General features: G+C 62.1%; 15 protein-coding genes and 1 tRNA gene. 3 read left to right on the top strand and 13 right to left on the bottom strand.

Features of this window, described 5'->3' with window-relative positions:
• Positions 1 to 14: 14 nt before the first annotated feature.
• Positions 15 to 1,658 carry a thiamine pyrophosphate-binding protein gene (locus NMAG_RS12115; RefSeq protein ID WP_004215299.1) on the bottom strand — a complete coding sequence of 548 codons (1,644 nt, stop codon included), beginning with the start codon at positions 1,656 to 1,658 and terminating at the stop codon, positions 15 to 17.
• A 163-nt stretch (positions 1,659 to 1,821) separates the two neighbouring features.
• Between NMAG_RS12115 and NMAG_RS12110 the strand changes: the two genes are divergently transcribed.
• Positions 1,822 to 2,253 (top strand): CBS domain-containing protein, encoded by a 432-nt coding sequence (locus NMAG_RS12110; RefSeq protein WP_004215300.1) that lies wholly within the window; start codon positions 1,822 to 1,824, stop codon positions 2,251 to 2,253.
• Positions 2,254 to 2,385: 132 nt separating this feature from the next.
• On the opposite strand, the gene NMAG_RS12105 is transcribed toward NMAG_RS12110, so the two are convergent.
• From NMAG_RS12105 to NMAG_RS12055, 12 genes are all read right to left on the bottom strand, one after another.
• Positions 2,386 to 2,739, bottom strand: a complete 354-nt coding sequence (locus tag NMAG_RS12105; RefSeq protein WP_004215301.1) for a hypothetical protein — start codon at positions 2,737 to 2,739, stop codon at positions 2,386 to 2,388.
• Between the two features lie 78 nt (positions 2,740 to 2,817).
• A tRNA-Ala gene (locus tag NMAG_RS12100) sits at positions 2,818 to 2,889 on the bottom strand.
• 163 nt (positions 2,890 to 3,052) lie between these two features.
• Positions 3,053 to 3,730, bottom strand: a complete 678-nt coding sequence (locus tag NMAG_RS12095; protein ID WP_004215302.1) for a rhomboid family intramembrane serine protease — start codon at positions 3,728 to 3,730, stop codon at positions 3,053 to 3,055.
• A gap of 68 nt (positions 3,731 to 3,798) precedes the next feature.
• The gene (locus NMAG_RS22780) at positions 3,799 to 3,912 is read right to left on the bottom strand and encodes a hypothetical protein (protein ID WP_160165659.1); all 114 of its coding nucleotides are present in this window, start codon (positions 3,910 to 3,912) and stop codon (positions 3,799 to 3,801) included.
• An 83-nt stretch (positions 3,913 to 3,995) separates the two neighbouring features.
• Positions 3,996 to 4,304 (bottom strand): 30S ribosomal protein S10, encoded by a 309-nt coding sequence (rpsJ, locus tag NMAG_RS12090; protein WP_004215311.1) that lies wholly within the window; start codon positions 4,302 to 4,304, stop codon positions 3,996 to 3,998.
• Positions 4,305 to 5,567, bottom strand: coding sequence for a translation elongation factor EF-1 subunit alpha (gene tuf / locus NMAG_RS12085; RefSeq protein ID WP_004215312.1), 1,263 nt, complete (start codon positions 5,565 to 5,567; stop codon positions 4,305 to 4,307).
• 210 nt (positions 5,568 to 5,777) lie between these two features.
• Positions 5,778 to 6,737 (bottom strand): homoserine dehydrogenase, encoded by a 960-nt coding sequence (locus tag NMAG_RS12080; protein WP_004215313.1) that lies wholly within the window; start codon positions 6,735 to 6,737, stop codon positions 5,778 to 5,780.
• Positions 6,737 to 7,372, bottom strand: coding sequence for a hypothetical protein (locus NMAG_RS12075; RefSeq protein WP_004215314.1), 636 nt, complete (start codon positions 7,370 to 7,372; stop codon positions 6,737 to 6,739). The genes NMAG_RS12080 and NMAG_RS12075 overlap by 1 nt, the downstream gene beginning before the upstream one ends.
• 153 nt (positions 7,373 to 7,525) lie before the next feature.
• Positions 7,526 to 7,921 carry a NifU family protein gene (locus NMAG_RS12070; RefSeq protein WP_004215316.1) on the bottom strand — a complete coding sequence of 132 codons (396 nt, stop codon included), beginning with the start codon at positions 7,919 to 7,921 and terminating at the stop codon, positions 7,526 to 7,528.
• A gap of 204 nt (positions 7,922 to 8,125) precedes the next feature.
• A complete protein-coding gene (locus NMAG_RS12065) occupies positions 8,126 to 9,682 on the bottom strand; it encodes an LVIVD repeat-containing protein (RefSeq protein ID WP_004215318.1) in 1,557 nt (518 codons plus the stop codon).
• Positions 9,683 to 9,813: 131 nt separating this feature from the next.
• Complete coding sequence (locus tag NMAG_RS12060; protein WP_004215319.1) at positions 9,814 to 10,791, bottom strand: ROK family protein; 978 nt, start codon at positions 10,789 to 10,791, stop codon at positions 9,814 to 9,816.
• 121 nt (positions 10,792 to 10,912) lie between these two features.
• Entirely contained in the window at positions 10,913 to 11,383 is a 471-nt protein-coding gene (locus NMAG_RS12055) for a universal stress protein (RefSeq protein WP_004215320.1), read from the bottom strand.
• Positions 11,384 to 11,560: 177 nt separating this feature from the next.
• On the opposite strand from NMAG_RS12055, the gene NMAG_RS12050 reads away from it, so the two are divergent.
• Complete coding sequence (locus NMAG_RS12050) at positions 11,561 to 12,826, top strand: RNA-guided endonuclease InsQ/TnpB family protein (protein WP_012996685.1); 1,266 nt, start codon at positions 11,561 to 11,563, stop codon at positions 12,824 to 12,826.
• A gap of 89 nt (positions 12,827 to 12,915) precedes the next feature.
• The gene (locus NMAG_RS12045; protein WP_004215326.1) at positions 12,916 to 13,671 is read left to right on the top strand and encodes an SDR family NAD(P)-dependent oxidoreductase; all 756 of its coding nucleotides are present in this window, start codon (positions 12,916 to 12,918) and stop codon (positions 13,669 to 13,671) included.
• Positions 13,672 to 13,675: the final 4 nt, after the last annotated feature.

Raw genomic sequence — 13,675 nt, 5'->3', positions numbered from 1 at the left:
AAGACGCCCGGCGTTCAGTCCGACATCCAGACGCTTGCCTGCGGTTCGTGTGGATCCGTCGAAATCTCGACCAGCGTTGGCCCGTCGCTCTCGACTGCCGCGGCAACCGTCTCGCGAATCTCATCCGGCGTGCCAGCACGCATCGTCTCGAGTCCCATCCCGGACGCGATGGCATCGAAGTCGAGCGGGACGTCCTGCCAGCCGTACTCGCTTGCGTCCATCCGGTAGCTGCGTTCGGCCTCCTCGCTGATGATCGCGTAATCGCTGTTGTTGAGCACGATCACGGTCACATCGATGTCCTCGTCGGCCAGCGTGTGTAGTTCGTGAACACACATCATCAGTCCGCCGTCGCCCGTGAGTGCAACGACGTCCTGGTCCGGATTCGCCGCCTTCGCGCCGATAGCCGATGGCACGCCGGACCCCATCGTGGCCCACGAGCCCGGGTTGACGTAGTCACGAGGTTCGTATGCCTCGAACATCACGAGCGACCAGAGGCGGAACCCGCCCGCGTCGGCGGCAACGACAGCCTCTCGGGGCACTGCATCGCGAATCGCCGACAGCGCACTCGGAGACGGCAGCGGCGGTTCCTCAACCGCGACCAGTTCTGCGAGGCGATCCTCGACGGCCTGGCGCGTCTCTCGCGCACGCTCGTGACCGTTCGTCGAGGCGATCGAACGAGTGTCGAGGGCGGACTCGAGTGCACCCATCGTTCGGCCGGCGTCTGCGACGATGCCGACCGCGGGGTCGTAGCCGACGCCGATGTCGTCGGCATCGAGGGTGACGTGGACGAGATCGTCCGGCACGTCGATCTCCCAGTGTTTCATCGTGACGGCGTCGAGGTCGGTTCCAACGCCGAGAGCCGCGTCTGCGGCGGCGATCTGGTGTTTGACCGCGCTGCCGGTGCCGCCACAGAGCACGCCCGCGAAGAGGTCGTGATCGTCCGGGAGGACGGCCTTGCCCTTGTAGGTCGGGAATACCGGGGCGTCGAGTGTTTCGGCGAGGGATGTGAGTTCGTCGCTCGCGCCGGACGCGCGGACGCCACCGCCGGCGATGATGATCGGCCGTTCAGATTCGGCAAGGAGGTCTGCAGCCTCGGCGATCCGCTCGTCGGCAGGGGAGCCAACGGTTCGGGTTTCGGTTTCGCCGGGTTCGGCGAGCGGAACGTCCATCGGGAGGAAATTCTTGGGGATGCCGACGCGAACGGGCCCCATCGGCGCGGTGAGCGCGATGTCGATCGCGCGCTGGAGTTCGGCGATGGTACTCTCGGGCGTTTCGACGGTGACGTTCTCCTTGACGACGTTGTCGTAGGTATCTGGTGGTGTTTCGTGGATACCGTCACCGCCACGGATCTCGGGTTCGGTCTCGACGGCCATGTGGACGAGCGGCGTGCAGTCGTTGAGCGCGTTCTTCAGCCCGTTCATGGCGTTCATGTCACCGGGGCCGGGGATGACGACGGTCGCAGCAAGACCACCGCTCGTTTCAGCGTAGCCCCACGCCTGGTGGGAGACGGCAGTCTCGTGGCGAGCCATGATGAAGTCGATGTCCGTGCGCTCGCTGATCGCTTCGTTCAGCGGCAGGGTCTGTTTCCCGGGAATACCAAACAGGGTGTCGACCCCGTTCGCAACCAGTCGGTCGATGACGGCTTCATTAATTCGCATACCGATGGGTGTGACTCACGGGAGCGTAAAGGTTCACCACTGGATCATAGGTTATCGCGTGAATTGTAGGACCAAGGTGAGCGATAATTGATACATGACGGTGTGGTGTGCTAGTAGATAACCTATAGCAAAGTATTATGTTCCTATAGGACAAGGCAGTACTATGGAAGATATCTTCGTCGGCCGCATCATGTCCACGTCACTCCACACGGTACGGCAAGACACGTTGGTCGAAACCGCCGGACAGGTCATGCGCGAGAACGATATTGGATCCGTGATCGTTGTCGACTCAGACAACCATCTCGCGGGCATTCTGACAACGACCGATTTTGTCGATATCGTCGCCCAGAGCCAGCCTAAAGCGGAAACGACGGTCGAGCGCTACATGACCGAGAACGTCGTCACCGCCGCCGCACAGGACAGCGTCCGCGACGCCGCAGCCACCATGCTCGAGCACGGCTGTCACCACCTCCCGGTGGTCGACGAGGACGAAGGCGTCATCGGTATCGTAACGACGACCGACCTCGCATCCTACCTCTCCCGCGGCCGAACACCACACGCCGGCCCGACCATCGGAACGGCGGAGTGCCGATAGCGACCCACACCGTTGGGTCGCGCTCTTTTGTCGCCTGGTACTCGAGTCACCCTCGCTCGGACGAGTTGCTGTCCGCGGTTTGAAAACCGCGAACTGCCAAAGAGAAACTATGAAACAGCGACGGCAGTCCGCTCAGCCGTCAGTGTTCGTTTCGCCGTCGGTGTTCGCATCGCCATCGCTTCCGCCAATCGATTCGTGTTTGTGCAACAGCGACATCCGTGCACGAAGATCGACATCGCGTCGCGCCGAGGAGCGAATTCTGTAGACGTCGCCGGCGGAAGTAAGAACGATCCAGACGATGACGAACGCGAGCGCCGAGGGTGCGCTGGCGGCGACGAGCAGCATGAACACGACGGAGACAACGACGTTCCCGACTGCGACGACCTTGAGCACCGGCATCGGCAGCGTGTAGATCGAGTACTCGTATCGTTTGGGGAACTCCTGTGGATTTGAACCCGAAGGAAGACGGTCGTTCGCTTCGCTCACGCTGCGACTTCCATGGCTTCAAATCCGCCATCGACGACGATTCGCGGCGCTCACGAATTTGTTCGCGCCGCAGAATAGTGGACTCGTCGGGATTTGAACCCGAGGCCTCTTCCTTGCGAAGGAAGCGATCTACCACTGATCTACGAGCCCTCGAACGTTTCTAACCCGGGTTTGTATTTGTAGCTTGTGTTTTGAAAGGCCTCTCGTCTGCAGACATCTCCCTTCCTCCCCGCTCCCTTTTCCTCCCCTCTCGCAGTGCACTCACCACTCGAGTTCCATGCTACAGCACAGAGCGGCGCGTACTCGAGTCCCCTCAAATCTCGAGCAGGCGGGCGCGCCCGGCGAGTAAGCCGAGCAGAAAGCCGGTGAAGTGAGCGATCAGGGCGACACGAGGTGCAGCGGTCATGAGAGTGACGACGGTCGCGAGGCCGACGAAGACGGCGATCGTTACCCACTGTGGGACGTCAATAATCGACGCGAAGCCGGCGGAGAGTCGGTTGCCGGTAATGAGGTAGCCAAGGAGTGCGAAGATGGCGCCACTCGCGCCGAGAACGCCGACAGGGTCGCCACTGACAATGGGTGCTGCGGCCGCGAAGCCGCTGATGAGAACCTGCGAAATGCCGGCAATCGAGCCGGTGACGAGGACGAACGTGTGAAACCGCACACGCGACGTTGCGCGGGCGACTGGCCAGCCGAAGAGAACGAGCGCGAGACTGTTCGAGAGGAGGTGCCAGAGACCGCCGTGGGCGTAGACACTGGTCACGATGGTCCAGGGGTTCTCGGCGAGTGGGAGAGTGAGCACGAACAGGCCGGCCATGATACCGACAATGTCGGTGATCACCTGGATAAGGAAGACGAGTCCGAAGATAACGAGGAGCTCGTAGATGGGGCTTGGCTGGTCGTTGGCAGCAGGGGATTCGGAGGCGCTGGAACCGGATCCGGTCGAGCGGGAGGCCGATGCGCCAGGGCGTGGCCGCGATCGGTTCGCCATACGTTGCTTTCGGTGGGACACACCAAAAGTTTGCACACCGGATACAGTGGCTGTCGCGTGAGTGGCTGTCACTGACGCAGGATAGAACGCTCAGCAAGCCGTGTGATGTGACAGCGCTGGACGAGTGCAGTCGCTCTGCAGTGTAGGGTGTCGTGAAATGAAGTGGATGAAACGCAGTGCAACGACGATGAGGATATCTCATCTCGTCACAGTCGATCGTGATCGACGTTCCGACTACCAAGCGGCAGATCGCCGCCGGTTTGTCTTAGTCTTCGAGGACGATCTCGATCGAGACGTCGTTTGGCACCTGGATGCGCATGAGCTGTCGGAGTGCGCGTTCGTCGGCGTCCAGATCGATCAGGCGCTTGTGGACGCGCATCTCCCAGTGCTCCCACGTCGCGGTGCCCTCGCCGTCAGGCGACTTCCGGGTCGGCACCTCGAGGGTCTTGGTCGGCAGCGGAATCGGACCGCTGAGGTTGACGCCGGTGTTGTTCGCAATCTCGCGGACGTCGTCACAGATGTCGTCTAAGTCGTCTGGACTCGTGCCCGCGAGTCGAACGCGTGCCTGCTGCATTTATTTCTCGTTGACGTCGAGGACCTTGCCGGCCGCGATGGTCTGACCCATGTCACGGATGGCGAAGCTCCCGAGTTCTGGGATCTCGCTGGACGGCTCGATGCTGAGGGGCTTCTGTGGGCGGATGGTGACCACAGCAGCGTCACCCGACTGGATGAAGTCTGGGTTCTCCTCGGCGACTTCGCCGCTCGATGGGTCCATCTTCTTGTCGATGGACTCGATCGTACAGGCGACCTGCGAGGTGTGTGCGTGGAAGACCGGCGTGTAGCCGGCCGTGATCACGGATGGGTGCTGCATGACGACGACCTGTGCCTGGAACGTCTCGGCGACGCTTGGTGGCTCGTCGGCTGGGCCACAGACGTCACCGCGGCGGATGTCGTCCTTACCGATGCCGCGAACGTTGAATCCAACGTTGTCACCGGGTTCGGCCTTTGGCACCTCTTCGTGGTGCATCTCGATCGTCTTGACCTCGCCGCCAACGTCGCTTGGCTGGAAGGAGACGTCGTCGCCGATGTTCATGACACCGGTCTCGATACGTCCGACTGGGACGGTACCGATACCCGAGATGGTGTAGACGTCCTGAATTGGGAGTCGGAGCGGTGCGTCCGTTGGTGGCTGTGGCTCTGGCAGGTCGTTGAGTGCCTCGAGGAGGGTCTCCTCGCTGTACCACGGCGTGTTGTCGGAGGCGTCTGCGATGTTGTCGCCTTCGAACGCCGAGATTGGGATGAACGAGGCGTCGTCCGTGTTGAACTGGACCTGCTTGAGGAGCTGGGTAACCTCGTCGACGACGTCATCGTAGGTCGACTCTTTGTAGTCGACGACGTCCATCTTGTTGACGCCGATGATGAGTTCGTCGATACCGAGGGTACGAGCCAGGAAGACGTGCTCCTGGGTCTGGGGCGCGACACCGTCGTCAGCAGCGACGACGAGGACGGCGTTGTCCGCCTGGGATGCGCCCGTGATCATGTTCTTGACGAAGTCGCGGTGACCAGGACAGTCGACGATGGTAAAGTCGTACTCGTCGGTGGTGAACTCCTGGTGGGCGATGTCGATGGTGACACCACGCTCTCGCTCCTCGGCGAGGTTGTCCATCACGTAGGCGAATTCGAATCCGCCCTTGCCCTTCTCTTCTGCTTCTTCGCGGTGCTGTTCGATGACGTGCTCGGGAACGCTCCCCGTCTCGTAGAGGAGTCGGCCCACGAGCGTACTTTTCCCGTGGTCAACGTGACCAATTACGGCCAGGTTCTGGTGTCGTTCGCTCATTGTTGTAGCTCACGCGCAGAGGCGCTTATATCGGTCTCTTTGTCTCGTTGCGGTTAAAACCATTTCGAAAGCGTATTCTGTCGAACCCGACGCCCGCTTGCGGTTTGTGTCTCGTACACACGGTCTGGCCACCGATCGGCCATCACTTGCAAGCCGCTCGGAAGGCGCTCGGGCCGTTCCACAAATACGTCTTGTAGGCCACGCAGATCGCTACAGCGGCGGCAGTCGACCGACGTCAGAAAGCACTGCCGTCGCCGTCTCCGGGCCGCCAGCGCCACGCCCACTCGAGTGCAGCGAGCCAGCGTTCCGCGTCTCGATCTGAACGATGTTTCGCGTGCCGGTGACAGCGAGCGCGCCGTTCTCTGGGACGAGGCGCGGGCCGACGCGGACGCCGTCGCGGGTGGCCTCGCCGATGAGTCGAATGGTCCGCCCGTCCTCTGCGGCGAGGTTGAGCGCGCTTCCGGGGATGTTCTGGATTCCCTCGACAGTCGCATCCTCGAGCGAGAAGCCGCCGTCGGCAAGCACGTTCGCGAGGATGACGAACTTCAGGGCGGCGTCGGTGCCGTCGACGTCGAACGTCGGGTCGGCCTCTGCCACACCGAGGTCCTGTGCCTCTGCGAGCACGTGTTCGTAGTCGAGGCCCTCGGCGGCCATCCGGGTGAGAATGAAGTTCGCGGTGCCGTTGAGAACGCCGCGGACGGCGGTGACAGCCTGCGGCGTCGAGTCCTCGATCGTCGAGAGAATCGGAATTGCGCCGCCGACGGTCGCCTCGAAACGAATCGAGCCTGCGCTGTCGGCCTCGAGTTCCCGGAGTTCGCCGTAGCGCTCGGCGACGGGACCCTTGTTTGCGAGGACGACGTGGTGGTCGGTCTCTAATGCACGTTTCGCGTGCGTGAAGCCGGGGTCGGCGTCGCCGAGCGTCGTCGGCGTCGCCTCGACGAGCACGTCGTAGTCGGTCTCGAAGACGGCAGTCGGATCGTCGGCACCAATGTCGTCGCCGCCGAGTTTGCGGTCGAGTGCGGCTGCCACGTCGATTCCGTCGGGGTCGATGGTCGCCGTCGTCGAATCGGCGAGTGCGACGACCTCGTGGCCGTACTCGCTTGCAAGGTCTGCAACGGAGCGACCGACGTCACCCGCGCCGAGAATCGCGAGTCGCTGGCTGGCTCCCATCAGGCCTCACCTCCGAGCAGTGGCTCGACGATGGTGAGGTCCTTATCGGCCCCGATCGATCGGATCGACTCGAGTGCGGCGTCGGTTCGTCCGGAGTCGACGGCGAGTCGGAGTCGGGCACTGGAGGTGGCGTCGGTGCCGTCGGGGGCGGCGAGCGAGAGGTCGAGGACGGCTGCTTCGGCCTCGGCCTCGATTCGGGAGAGTGTTTCCGAGAGGTCGTTCTCGACGAGGTGGCCGACGAAGACAACGGAAATCTCTTCGCCGTAGCGCTCGGCACCGGCCTGGATGACGTTGACGCCGGCGTCGCGCAGGCCCTCGACGATGTCGTCGAAGCGTTCCGGTGGGCACTCGAGGTCGACCTCGACAGGGATGTGCCCGCGTGGTGTGATGTTGCCGCGTTCGTGGTGAATACTCAGGAGGTTGCCGCCGTTGTCCGAGATTGGGGAGAGCGCACGGAGCAACTCGCCGGGTTCGTCGACGAGTTCGAGGCGGACGGTGTAGGGGCGAACGCCGCCGTCGGTTTCGGTGTCGATATCGGCGTCAGCGCCGGTTTCCGCTTCTGTCTCGGCTGTTGCTTCGGAGTGAGACTCTGCGTCGCGATCGTCGTTCGGACCGACGATTGGTTCGTTACCCATCACCGTCACCTCCCGCAGTCGGGCATCCACACGTCGTCATGGTGACTAACTCCGTAACTCGAGCGTAAAAGGATATAGGAATTCTCAAAACTGACCGACCCTGTCAACGTGAGACACGCCGCTGTAACTGACGAACCTGTTCGCCAAACCGCCTCAGAGGTGGTCTTCCCCGGGATTCGACGAGCCCCAGTCGCCGCGGCCGCCCTCCGTCCGGTCGATGCCCATGATGGACTCGGCTTGCTCCGGGCCGCCGAGACTCTCGCGTGCGTCGGGGACTCGAACCGTCACCTCGTCGATTTCGGGCCACTGGATCAGTTCCGCCTTGATGTTTCCTGTGGTCACGTCGCTGACCGAACAGCCCTTACAGCCACCGCCGAGTTCGATGATGACCTCGCCGGTCTCGGGATCAGCCTCGCGAACGGCGCTCGTCCCGCCGTGCATCTGGATGATTGGCATCTCGCGAGTGAGCCAGCTCTCGACGCGCTCTCGGAGCGACGTGTCGGACTCAGTGTCAGTGTCAGTGTCGGCGTCGGCGTCGGCGTTACTCATTACCCGCTCTAGGAACTCGAGCGATGAATAGGTTTGGACCACAAAATCGAACGATCAGGAACGATCACGAGGGTTTTGCGGACATTCACGGAAGTGCCTATAGTAGCCACTGCAAGTCAGTGCACACCTGATCGCCGATCAGTCTGGCGATCAGTGTGTAAACCGTTTCAGTTGTTACTATACCGAATTCGACGCGAAACCGGCTCACTGCTGTGACGACTCTGCCGTGGCATCAACCCGTCGGCGCAGCGCTTCGAGTCCGAGCGCGCCACCGGCAACGCCGGCCGCCCCGGCGACGCCGGCAGCCGTGAATCCTGGGATGGCGTCTGCCGTGTCACTTCCGCTTCCACCGCCCTCGTTGTCATCGCCACCACCATCTCCACCACCCGACCCAGCGCCGTCTGCCTGCGCCGGGAACACCAGCAGTGCACCCTCGGTATCGGCGCTCGGAATCGCCTCCGTGCTGCTCGCGACGAACGTCTCACCGGACTCGAGTACCCGCGCCGTCCAGAAGCCCAGGTCCTCGGCGTCGCGCCAGCCAGCGAGTTCGGTGGGTGAGGCGGGGTCAGAGACGTCGTGGACCATCACGCCGCCGCGGTACCACGAAGAGTAGAGGCGATCGTTTCGCAGTTCGAAGTTGTGGGCGGTCGTCCACATGCCGTCGCTGTACCTCTCGTTCTCGGCGGGTGGGGCCTCGACCGTCGCCTGGTAGGTCGGCTCGTTCGGGTCGCTCACGTCGTAGAGGTCGATCCCACCTGGGCCGTCGGGGTCGTCGCCGCCGGTCGCCCAGGCCTCACGGCCGATCCCAAGCAGTGTACCGGTGTCGTCGACGGCCGAATAGTGGTCGTTCCCCGGCAGGCCCTGCTGGGCGTCTGTCACGTTAGAGTGAGGGATATCCTGCTGGTCCTCGAGTTCCGTCTCCGCGACGTGGGAGATGTATGCCGGTTCGGCGGGGTCGCTCACGTCGATCAGGAAGGTCCCCGCGTTCCAGTACGCAAGATACGCGATCCCGTCGTGGACATAGACGTCGTGGAGGTATCGCAGGAGCCAGTGGACCTCCTCCCAGCCGGGTTCGTACTCGAGTAGTGACCAGCGGCCGACCTCTTCGACGGTGTCGTCGCTGATGTCGAAGATGACGAGCGGATTTTCGGCGGGCTCCTCGCTGTTCGCGACGACGTACAGGAGGGTGTCCTCGAGGAAGCAGTTGTGAATGTGGTAGTCGGTCTCGTAGGGATCAGTAACGGCGACAGGGTCTGCTGGATCGCTGACGTCGTAGCAGATGAAGCCGTGAAAGACCGAGTCGCTGGCCAGGTTCGCCGGTCCGGGGACGACCAGACGGTCGCCGCTGACTTTCACGTCGAGGATTTCGGTGAGTGGGGCACCGTCGACCGAAATGGAATCGTCGCGTGCGAGTACCTCCGGATCGGTCGGGTCGGAGACGTCGACAGTTGCGAAGCCGGTCGTCGTTGCGAGATAGGCTGTCTCCCCGTCGTCGCCGACGACCGCTTCGGCCGCGCCGCCGACCGACGTGCGACCGAGTGGGTCGTAGGACTCAGGAAACGCCTCCTGTGGCGTCGATTCGACCGACTCGTCGAAAAACGAGTCGGGGTTGGTGGTCGTGGTGGGCGACTGTGACCCGGTAGCGACGGTCGCGTGCGAGGGGGCGCGCTCGTCAGTCGCGGACACCGAAGACGCGGACAGGGCGACACTGAGGCCAGCCCAGGCGGTGAGTCCGGAACGGAGGAAGGCTCGTCGGCGCATACTCCGCGTTACAGTGCACGGGTCAAAAATGTAGCACTCGGTGGACGTACGCGGGCGGATCGGTGGGACGGGCGACAGGTAACCGCGCCTCTGGCGGAACAACCACCGATGAAGGGCGACGACGGACTGTCTCAGGCGTCGAGATACTGCCGGTCGCCGGTCCCCTTCGTCAGCGCACTCGCAACCGCGCCCTCGAGTACCACGTCGTCGCCGTGGTCGGTGACGCGAATTTCGGGCACGTTGTTGAGCAGCATCTCGGAAACGCGCTCGCGAATCGGGTCGACGACGAGTTCCTCGTTGTGCAGCGCAACGGCACCGCCGAACGAGACGACGATCGGCGCGAACGACTGGACGACGTTCGTTACCCCGATCGCGTTCCAGTGGGCGAGCTGTTCGATGACGTAGTCGGCGAGTTCGTCCTCGCCGGCAAACTCGAAGACGTCCTTCGCGGTGAAGTCAGGGCTCTCGAGTGGCAGATCAGTCGAAATCGTCGGGTCGTCGTCAGCAAGAAGTCTCGCGAAGTTCGGGATACCGTTGCCCGAGCAGTAAGCCTCCCAGTGACCGTCGTGGCCACAGCCACAGGTCAGGCGGCCGTGGGGATCGACGATACAGTGACCGACCTCGCCGGCGTTACCGTCCCAGCCGCTGAGGATGTCACCGTCACAGCAGACGCCGGCACCGACCCCCGAGGAGATCGTGATGTAGACCATGTCGTCGGGGTTTCGCTCCGCGTGGAAGCGCTCGCCGATGACACCAGCAGTAGTGTCGTTGTGGAGGTGTACCTCGTCCGTCTCGAGGAGCTTTTTGATCGGACCGGTGAGTGGAATGCGTTCGATCGAGTCCGGCAGGTTCGCCGGGTCGATGACAGCCCCCTCCGCGAGGTCGAACGGCCCGATCGAGCCGATGCCGGCAGCGGCGACGGCTTCCGGTGTGACGCCGGCGTCGCCGCAGGCTTCACGCAGCGTCCGGAGGACGCCCTCTGTTACGTCGATTCCCGTTGGTCCGCGTGGCGTGGCGTTTCGACTGACGCCGATCGTCGTCCCGTCGTCCGTGGCGATCGCGGCCCGGACGTTCGTCGCGCCGAGATCGACGCCCGCATAGTAGACCATCCTGTTCGAATGAGCGCTGCCGCGTTACTTAACTACACATATTGTACTCGACCCCGAGTTGTGTCTCGGAATCACGACCCATACGGAGTGGATGTGCTGTTGCCCAACCGATGACCTGAACTCAGGTATCCACCTCACGCTCGTCGTTACGCACGAACGTTACTGGACACGGTGCCGACAGCAACACTTCCTGGGCCGTCGATCCGAACACCGCCTTCCCGGTCGGCGACCGTCGTCGCCCACCGACGACGACCCGATCCGCGTCGACGTCCGTCGCCATCTCGACAATCGTGGGTCCGTGCTCGCCGACCGCTCCCCGTACCTCGTATGTGAGTCCGTGCTCGTCGAGCACGTCCTGTAGCTCCCGAATCGTGGAGTGACGGCTAGCTACCTCGTTTGGATCGGCCCCGTCGAATCCCGTATCGAACTCGAGTCGGGACAGCACTTCGTCGTACTCGGAGTCAGTAAAGACGTGTCCCAGGATCACAGTCGAGTCCGCCGGCGCGGCGGCTTCGACGACGGTTTCCGCCAGTTTGGTGCTCCGATTTGCATCGCCGGGTCCAACGGCGAGCAAGACGGTTTCCAGTGTCATGTCCCATGTATGTACGGGGGGACACTTAACTTCGGGAGCCGCTGCCGTTCCGAGGCCCCTACGTCCTATTTTATGAGCGGTACAGGAGAATACCCCGACCCTTGAGGTCGGGGATGAATCCGATAGGCGTAGCGATACTATCCATTAAGTAGATACATTCCAAACACGCAGACAGCGATGGAACACAGCCACCGTTACCGCGCTTACCCAAGCGACAAGGTAGCGATGGCTGCTGAACATCATCTCGACGTTCATCGCCAACTCTACAACCACGTCCGATGGGACTACACGAACAGTCCCGACGACGACAAACCAAGCGAATACCAGCAGAACAACAAACTGCCAGAGTGGAAGCGCAAGTGGCCTGTATTCGCGGAACTTCACTCGAAAGCCGCACAAGCCACCGTCGCACGCTTCCACGACAACCTCTCGAATCTTCGTAAAAAGAAAGAGAAAGGGTACAAGGTTGGTCGGCTCAAACGGCAATCACCCGCCGAATACCGAAGCGTCACGTACAACCAGTCTGGCTTCGACCTCGATAACAAGAGGGGCCGCGACGGATACGCCTACGTGCGCTTCAGCAAAATCGGCTGGGTGAAAATCCGCTACCACCGATCACTCCCCGAAAACGCAACGATCAAAGAAGTCACGCTGAAAAAGGAGACGACGGGTGAGTGGTTCGTCTCGTTCAGTCTCGAAACCGACGACGAACACATCCCAGAGAAACCTGCGTTGGACACACTCGACGTGAGCAACAGCGTGGGAATCGACCTTGGCATCCTCAACTACATCCACACGAGCGACGGCAAGACAGTGGATTGGCTCGATCTCGAAGACGAGTACGAGCGATTGCGCCGAGAGCAACGTAAACTCTCCCGGAAAGAACACGGGTCGAACAACTACGAGAAACAGCGGCAAACGGTTGCCAAAGTCAAGCGCAAGATTCAGCGAAAAGTACTGGACTACCAGCACAAAATCACAACGTGGCTCGTCCGTGAGTACGACGCCGTGTTCGTCGAAGACCTCGACGTAGCTGGAATGCTTCAGGGTGACGGCAACGCTCGGAATAAGCAGGATGCAGCGTGGCGACAATTCATCACACTCCTCGAATACAAGGGAGACTTGTACGGTACGCACGTTGTCCAAGTGCCTGCTCGTGGCACGACGAAAGGGTGTGCGAAGTGTGGCGTGGAGACAGCGAAACCCGTCTGGGTTCGTGAACACTCCTGTCCGTCTTGCGGGTTCGAGACGGATAGAGATGCGAACGCGGCGATGAACGTCCTTCAACGCGGCTTTTCTGAACTAGGGCTGGAATGGCCCGAATCAACGCCTGTGGAGACTGTGCTCCCTACGGACACCGCTGGCTTTCAGCGCGTGTCTGCAAAGCGCGTCGTTGAATCAGGAAGCCTCGGGGTCGACCGAGAGAGCAAAGCTCTCTCGTGATGACGAGAATCTTCAATTCTCGAACCACTTGACCCCGAGGCGATTCACCGTCCCAGGCGCTTTTTACCTCCTCTCGACGAGCATGCCATATGGACGACCACACACTCGAGAACCGGACTGTTCTCGTGACGGGCAGCGCTCGCGGCGTCGGCCGCGAACTGCTGGTCGCGACTGCCGAACGCGGCGCTGATACCGCCGTTCACTACCACACGAGCGCCGATGCAGCGCGGGACGTTGCCGAGACGGCGAGCGAGCGGGGCCCCGGCGACGTGATGACGGTTCAGGGTGACGTAACCGACCCCGACAGCGTCGACGGACTCTTCAGTGCCGTCGAATCTGAACTTGGGGCCGTCGACGTACTGGTAAACAACGTCGGTGACTTCGCGCCCAGCCACTGGGACGAACTCGAGTTCGAGACGTGGAATCGTGTGCTGGAGACGAACCTCAACGGCACCTACCTCTGTTCGAAGCGCGCACTGGAGACGATGCGCGACGGAGACCGAGACGAGGACGACTACGGCCGCATCGTCAACATCGGCTACGCCTCGAGCGAGAAGGGACTGGTCAGCCCGGTGAACTTCCCGTACTTCGTCGCGAAGGCAGGCGTGTTGATGTTTACCCGGATGCTCGCCGCGGACACGCAGGACGACGGTGTGACTGTCAACGCGATTTCGCCGTACGTCGTCGAGAACTCGGACGAATTTCCCGAGGAACTGCCCCGTGACCGCCCGGCGAGCTTTGACGATCTGATGCAGCCACTGTTGTTCTTCCTCGATCCGGATTCGGGGTACATCAGCGGCGAGAATATCGAAGTCGACGGCGGCTGGTTACCGGAACACGTCTGAGCGG

Source organism: Natrialba magadii ATCC 43099, from assembly GCF_000025625.1.
GTDB classification, from domain to species: Archaea; Halobacteriota; Halobacteria; order Halobacteriales; family Natrialbaceae; genus Natrialba; species Natrialba magadii.
This window is presented reverse-complemented; position numbering and strand designations above follow the sequence as displayed.

Excerpts from the sequence above, each read along its gene's own strand:
- NMAG_RS12115 (WP_004215299.1), bottom strand. The coding sequence starts at position 1,658 with ATGCGAATTAATGAAGCCGTCATCGACCGACTGGTTGCGAACGGGGTC.
- NMAG_RS12110 (WP_004215300.1), top strand. The coding sequence starts at position 1,822 with ATGGAAGATATCTTCGTCGGCCGCATCATGTCCACGTCACTCCACACG.
- NMAG_RS12095 (WP_004215302.1), bottom strand. The coding sequence starts at position 3,730 with ATGGCGAACCGATCGCGGCCACGCCCTGGCGCATCGGCCTCCCGCTCG.
- rpsJ (WP_004215311.1), bottom strand. The coding sequence starts at position 4,304 with ATGCAGCAGGCACGCGTTCGACTCGCGGGCACGAGTCCAGACGACTTA.
- tuf (WP_004215312.1), bottom strand. The coding sequence starts at position 5,567 with ATGAGCGAACGACACCAGAACCTGGCCGTAATTGGTCACGTTGACCAC.
- NMAG_RS12080 (WP_004215313.1), bottom strand. The coding sequence starts at position 6,737 with ATGGGAGCCAGCCAGCGACTCGCGATTCTCGGCGCGGGTGACGTCGGT.
- NMAG_RS12075 (WP_004215314.1), bottom strand. The coding sequence starts at position 7,372 with ATGGGTAACGAACCAATCGTCGGTCCGAACGACGATCGCGACGCAGAG.
- NMAG_RS12070 (WP_004215316.1), bottom strand. The coding sequence starts at position 7,921 with ATGAGTAACGCCGACGCCGACGCCGACACTGACACTGACACTGAGTCC.
- NMAG_RS12065 (WP_004215318.1), bottom strand. The coding sequence starts at position 9,682 with ATGCGCCGACGAGCCTTCCTCCGTTCCGGACTCACCGCCTGGGCTGGC.
- NMAG_RS12060 (WP_004215319.1), bottom strand. The coding sequence starts at position 10,791 with ATGGTCTACTATGCGGGCGTCGATCTCGGCGCGACGAACGTCCGGGCC.
- NMAG_RS12055 (WP_004215320.1), bottom strand. The coding sequence starts at position 11,383 with ATGACACTGGAAACCGTCTTGCTCGCCGTTGGACCCGGCGATGCAAAT.
- NMAG_RS12050 (WP_012996685.1), top strand. The coding sequence starts at position 11,561 with ATGGAACACAGCCACCGTTACCGCGCTTACCCAAGCGACAAGGTAGCG.
- NMAG_RS12045 (WP_004215326.1), top strand. The coding sequence starts at position 12,916 with ATGGACGACCACACACTCGAGAACCGGACTGTTCTCGTGACGGGCAGC.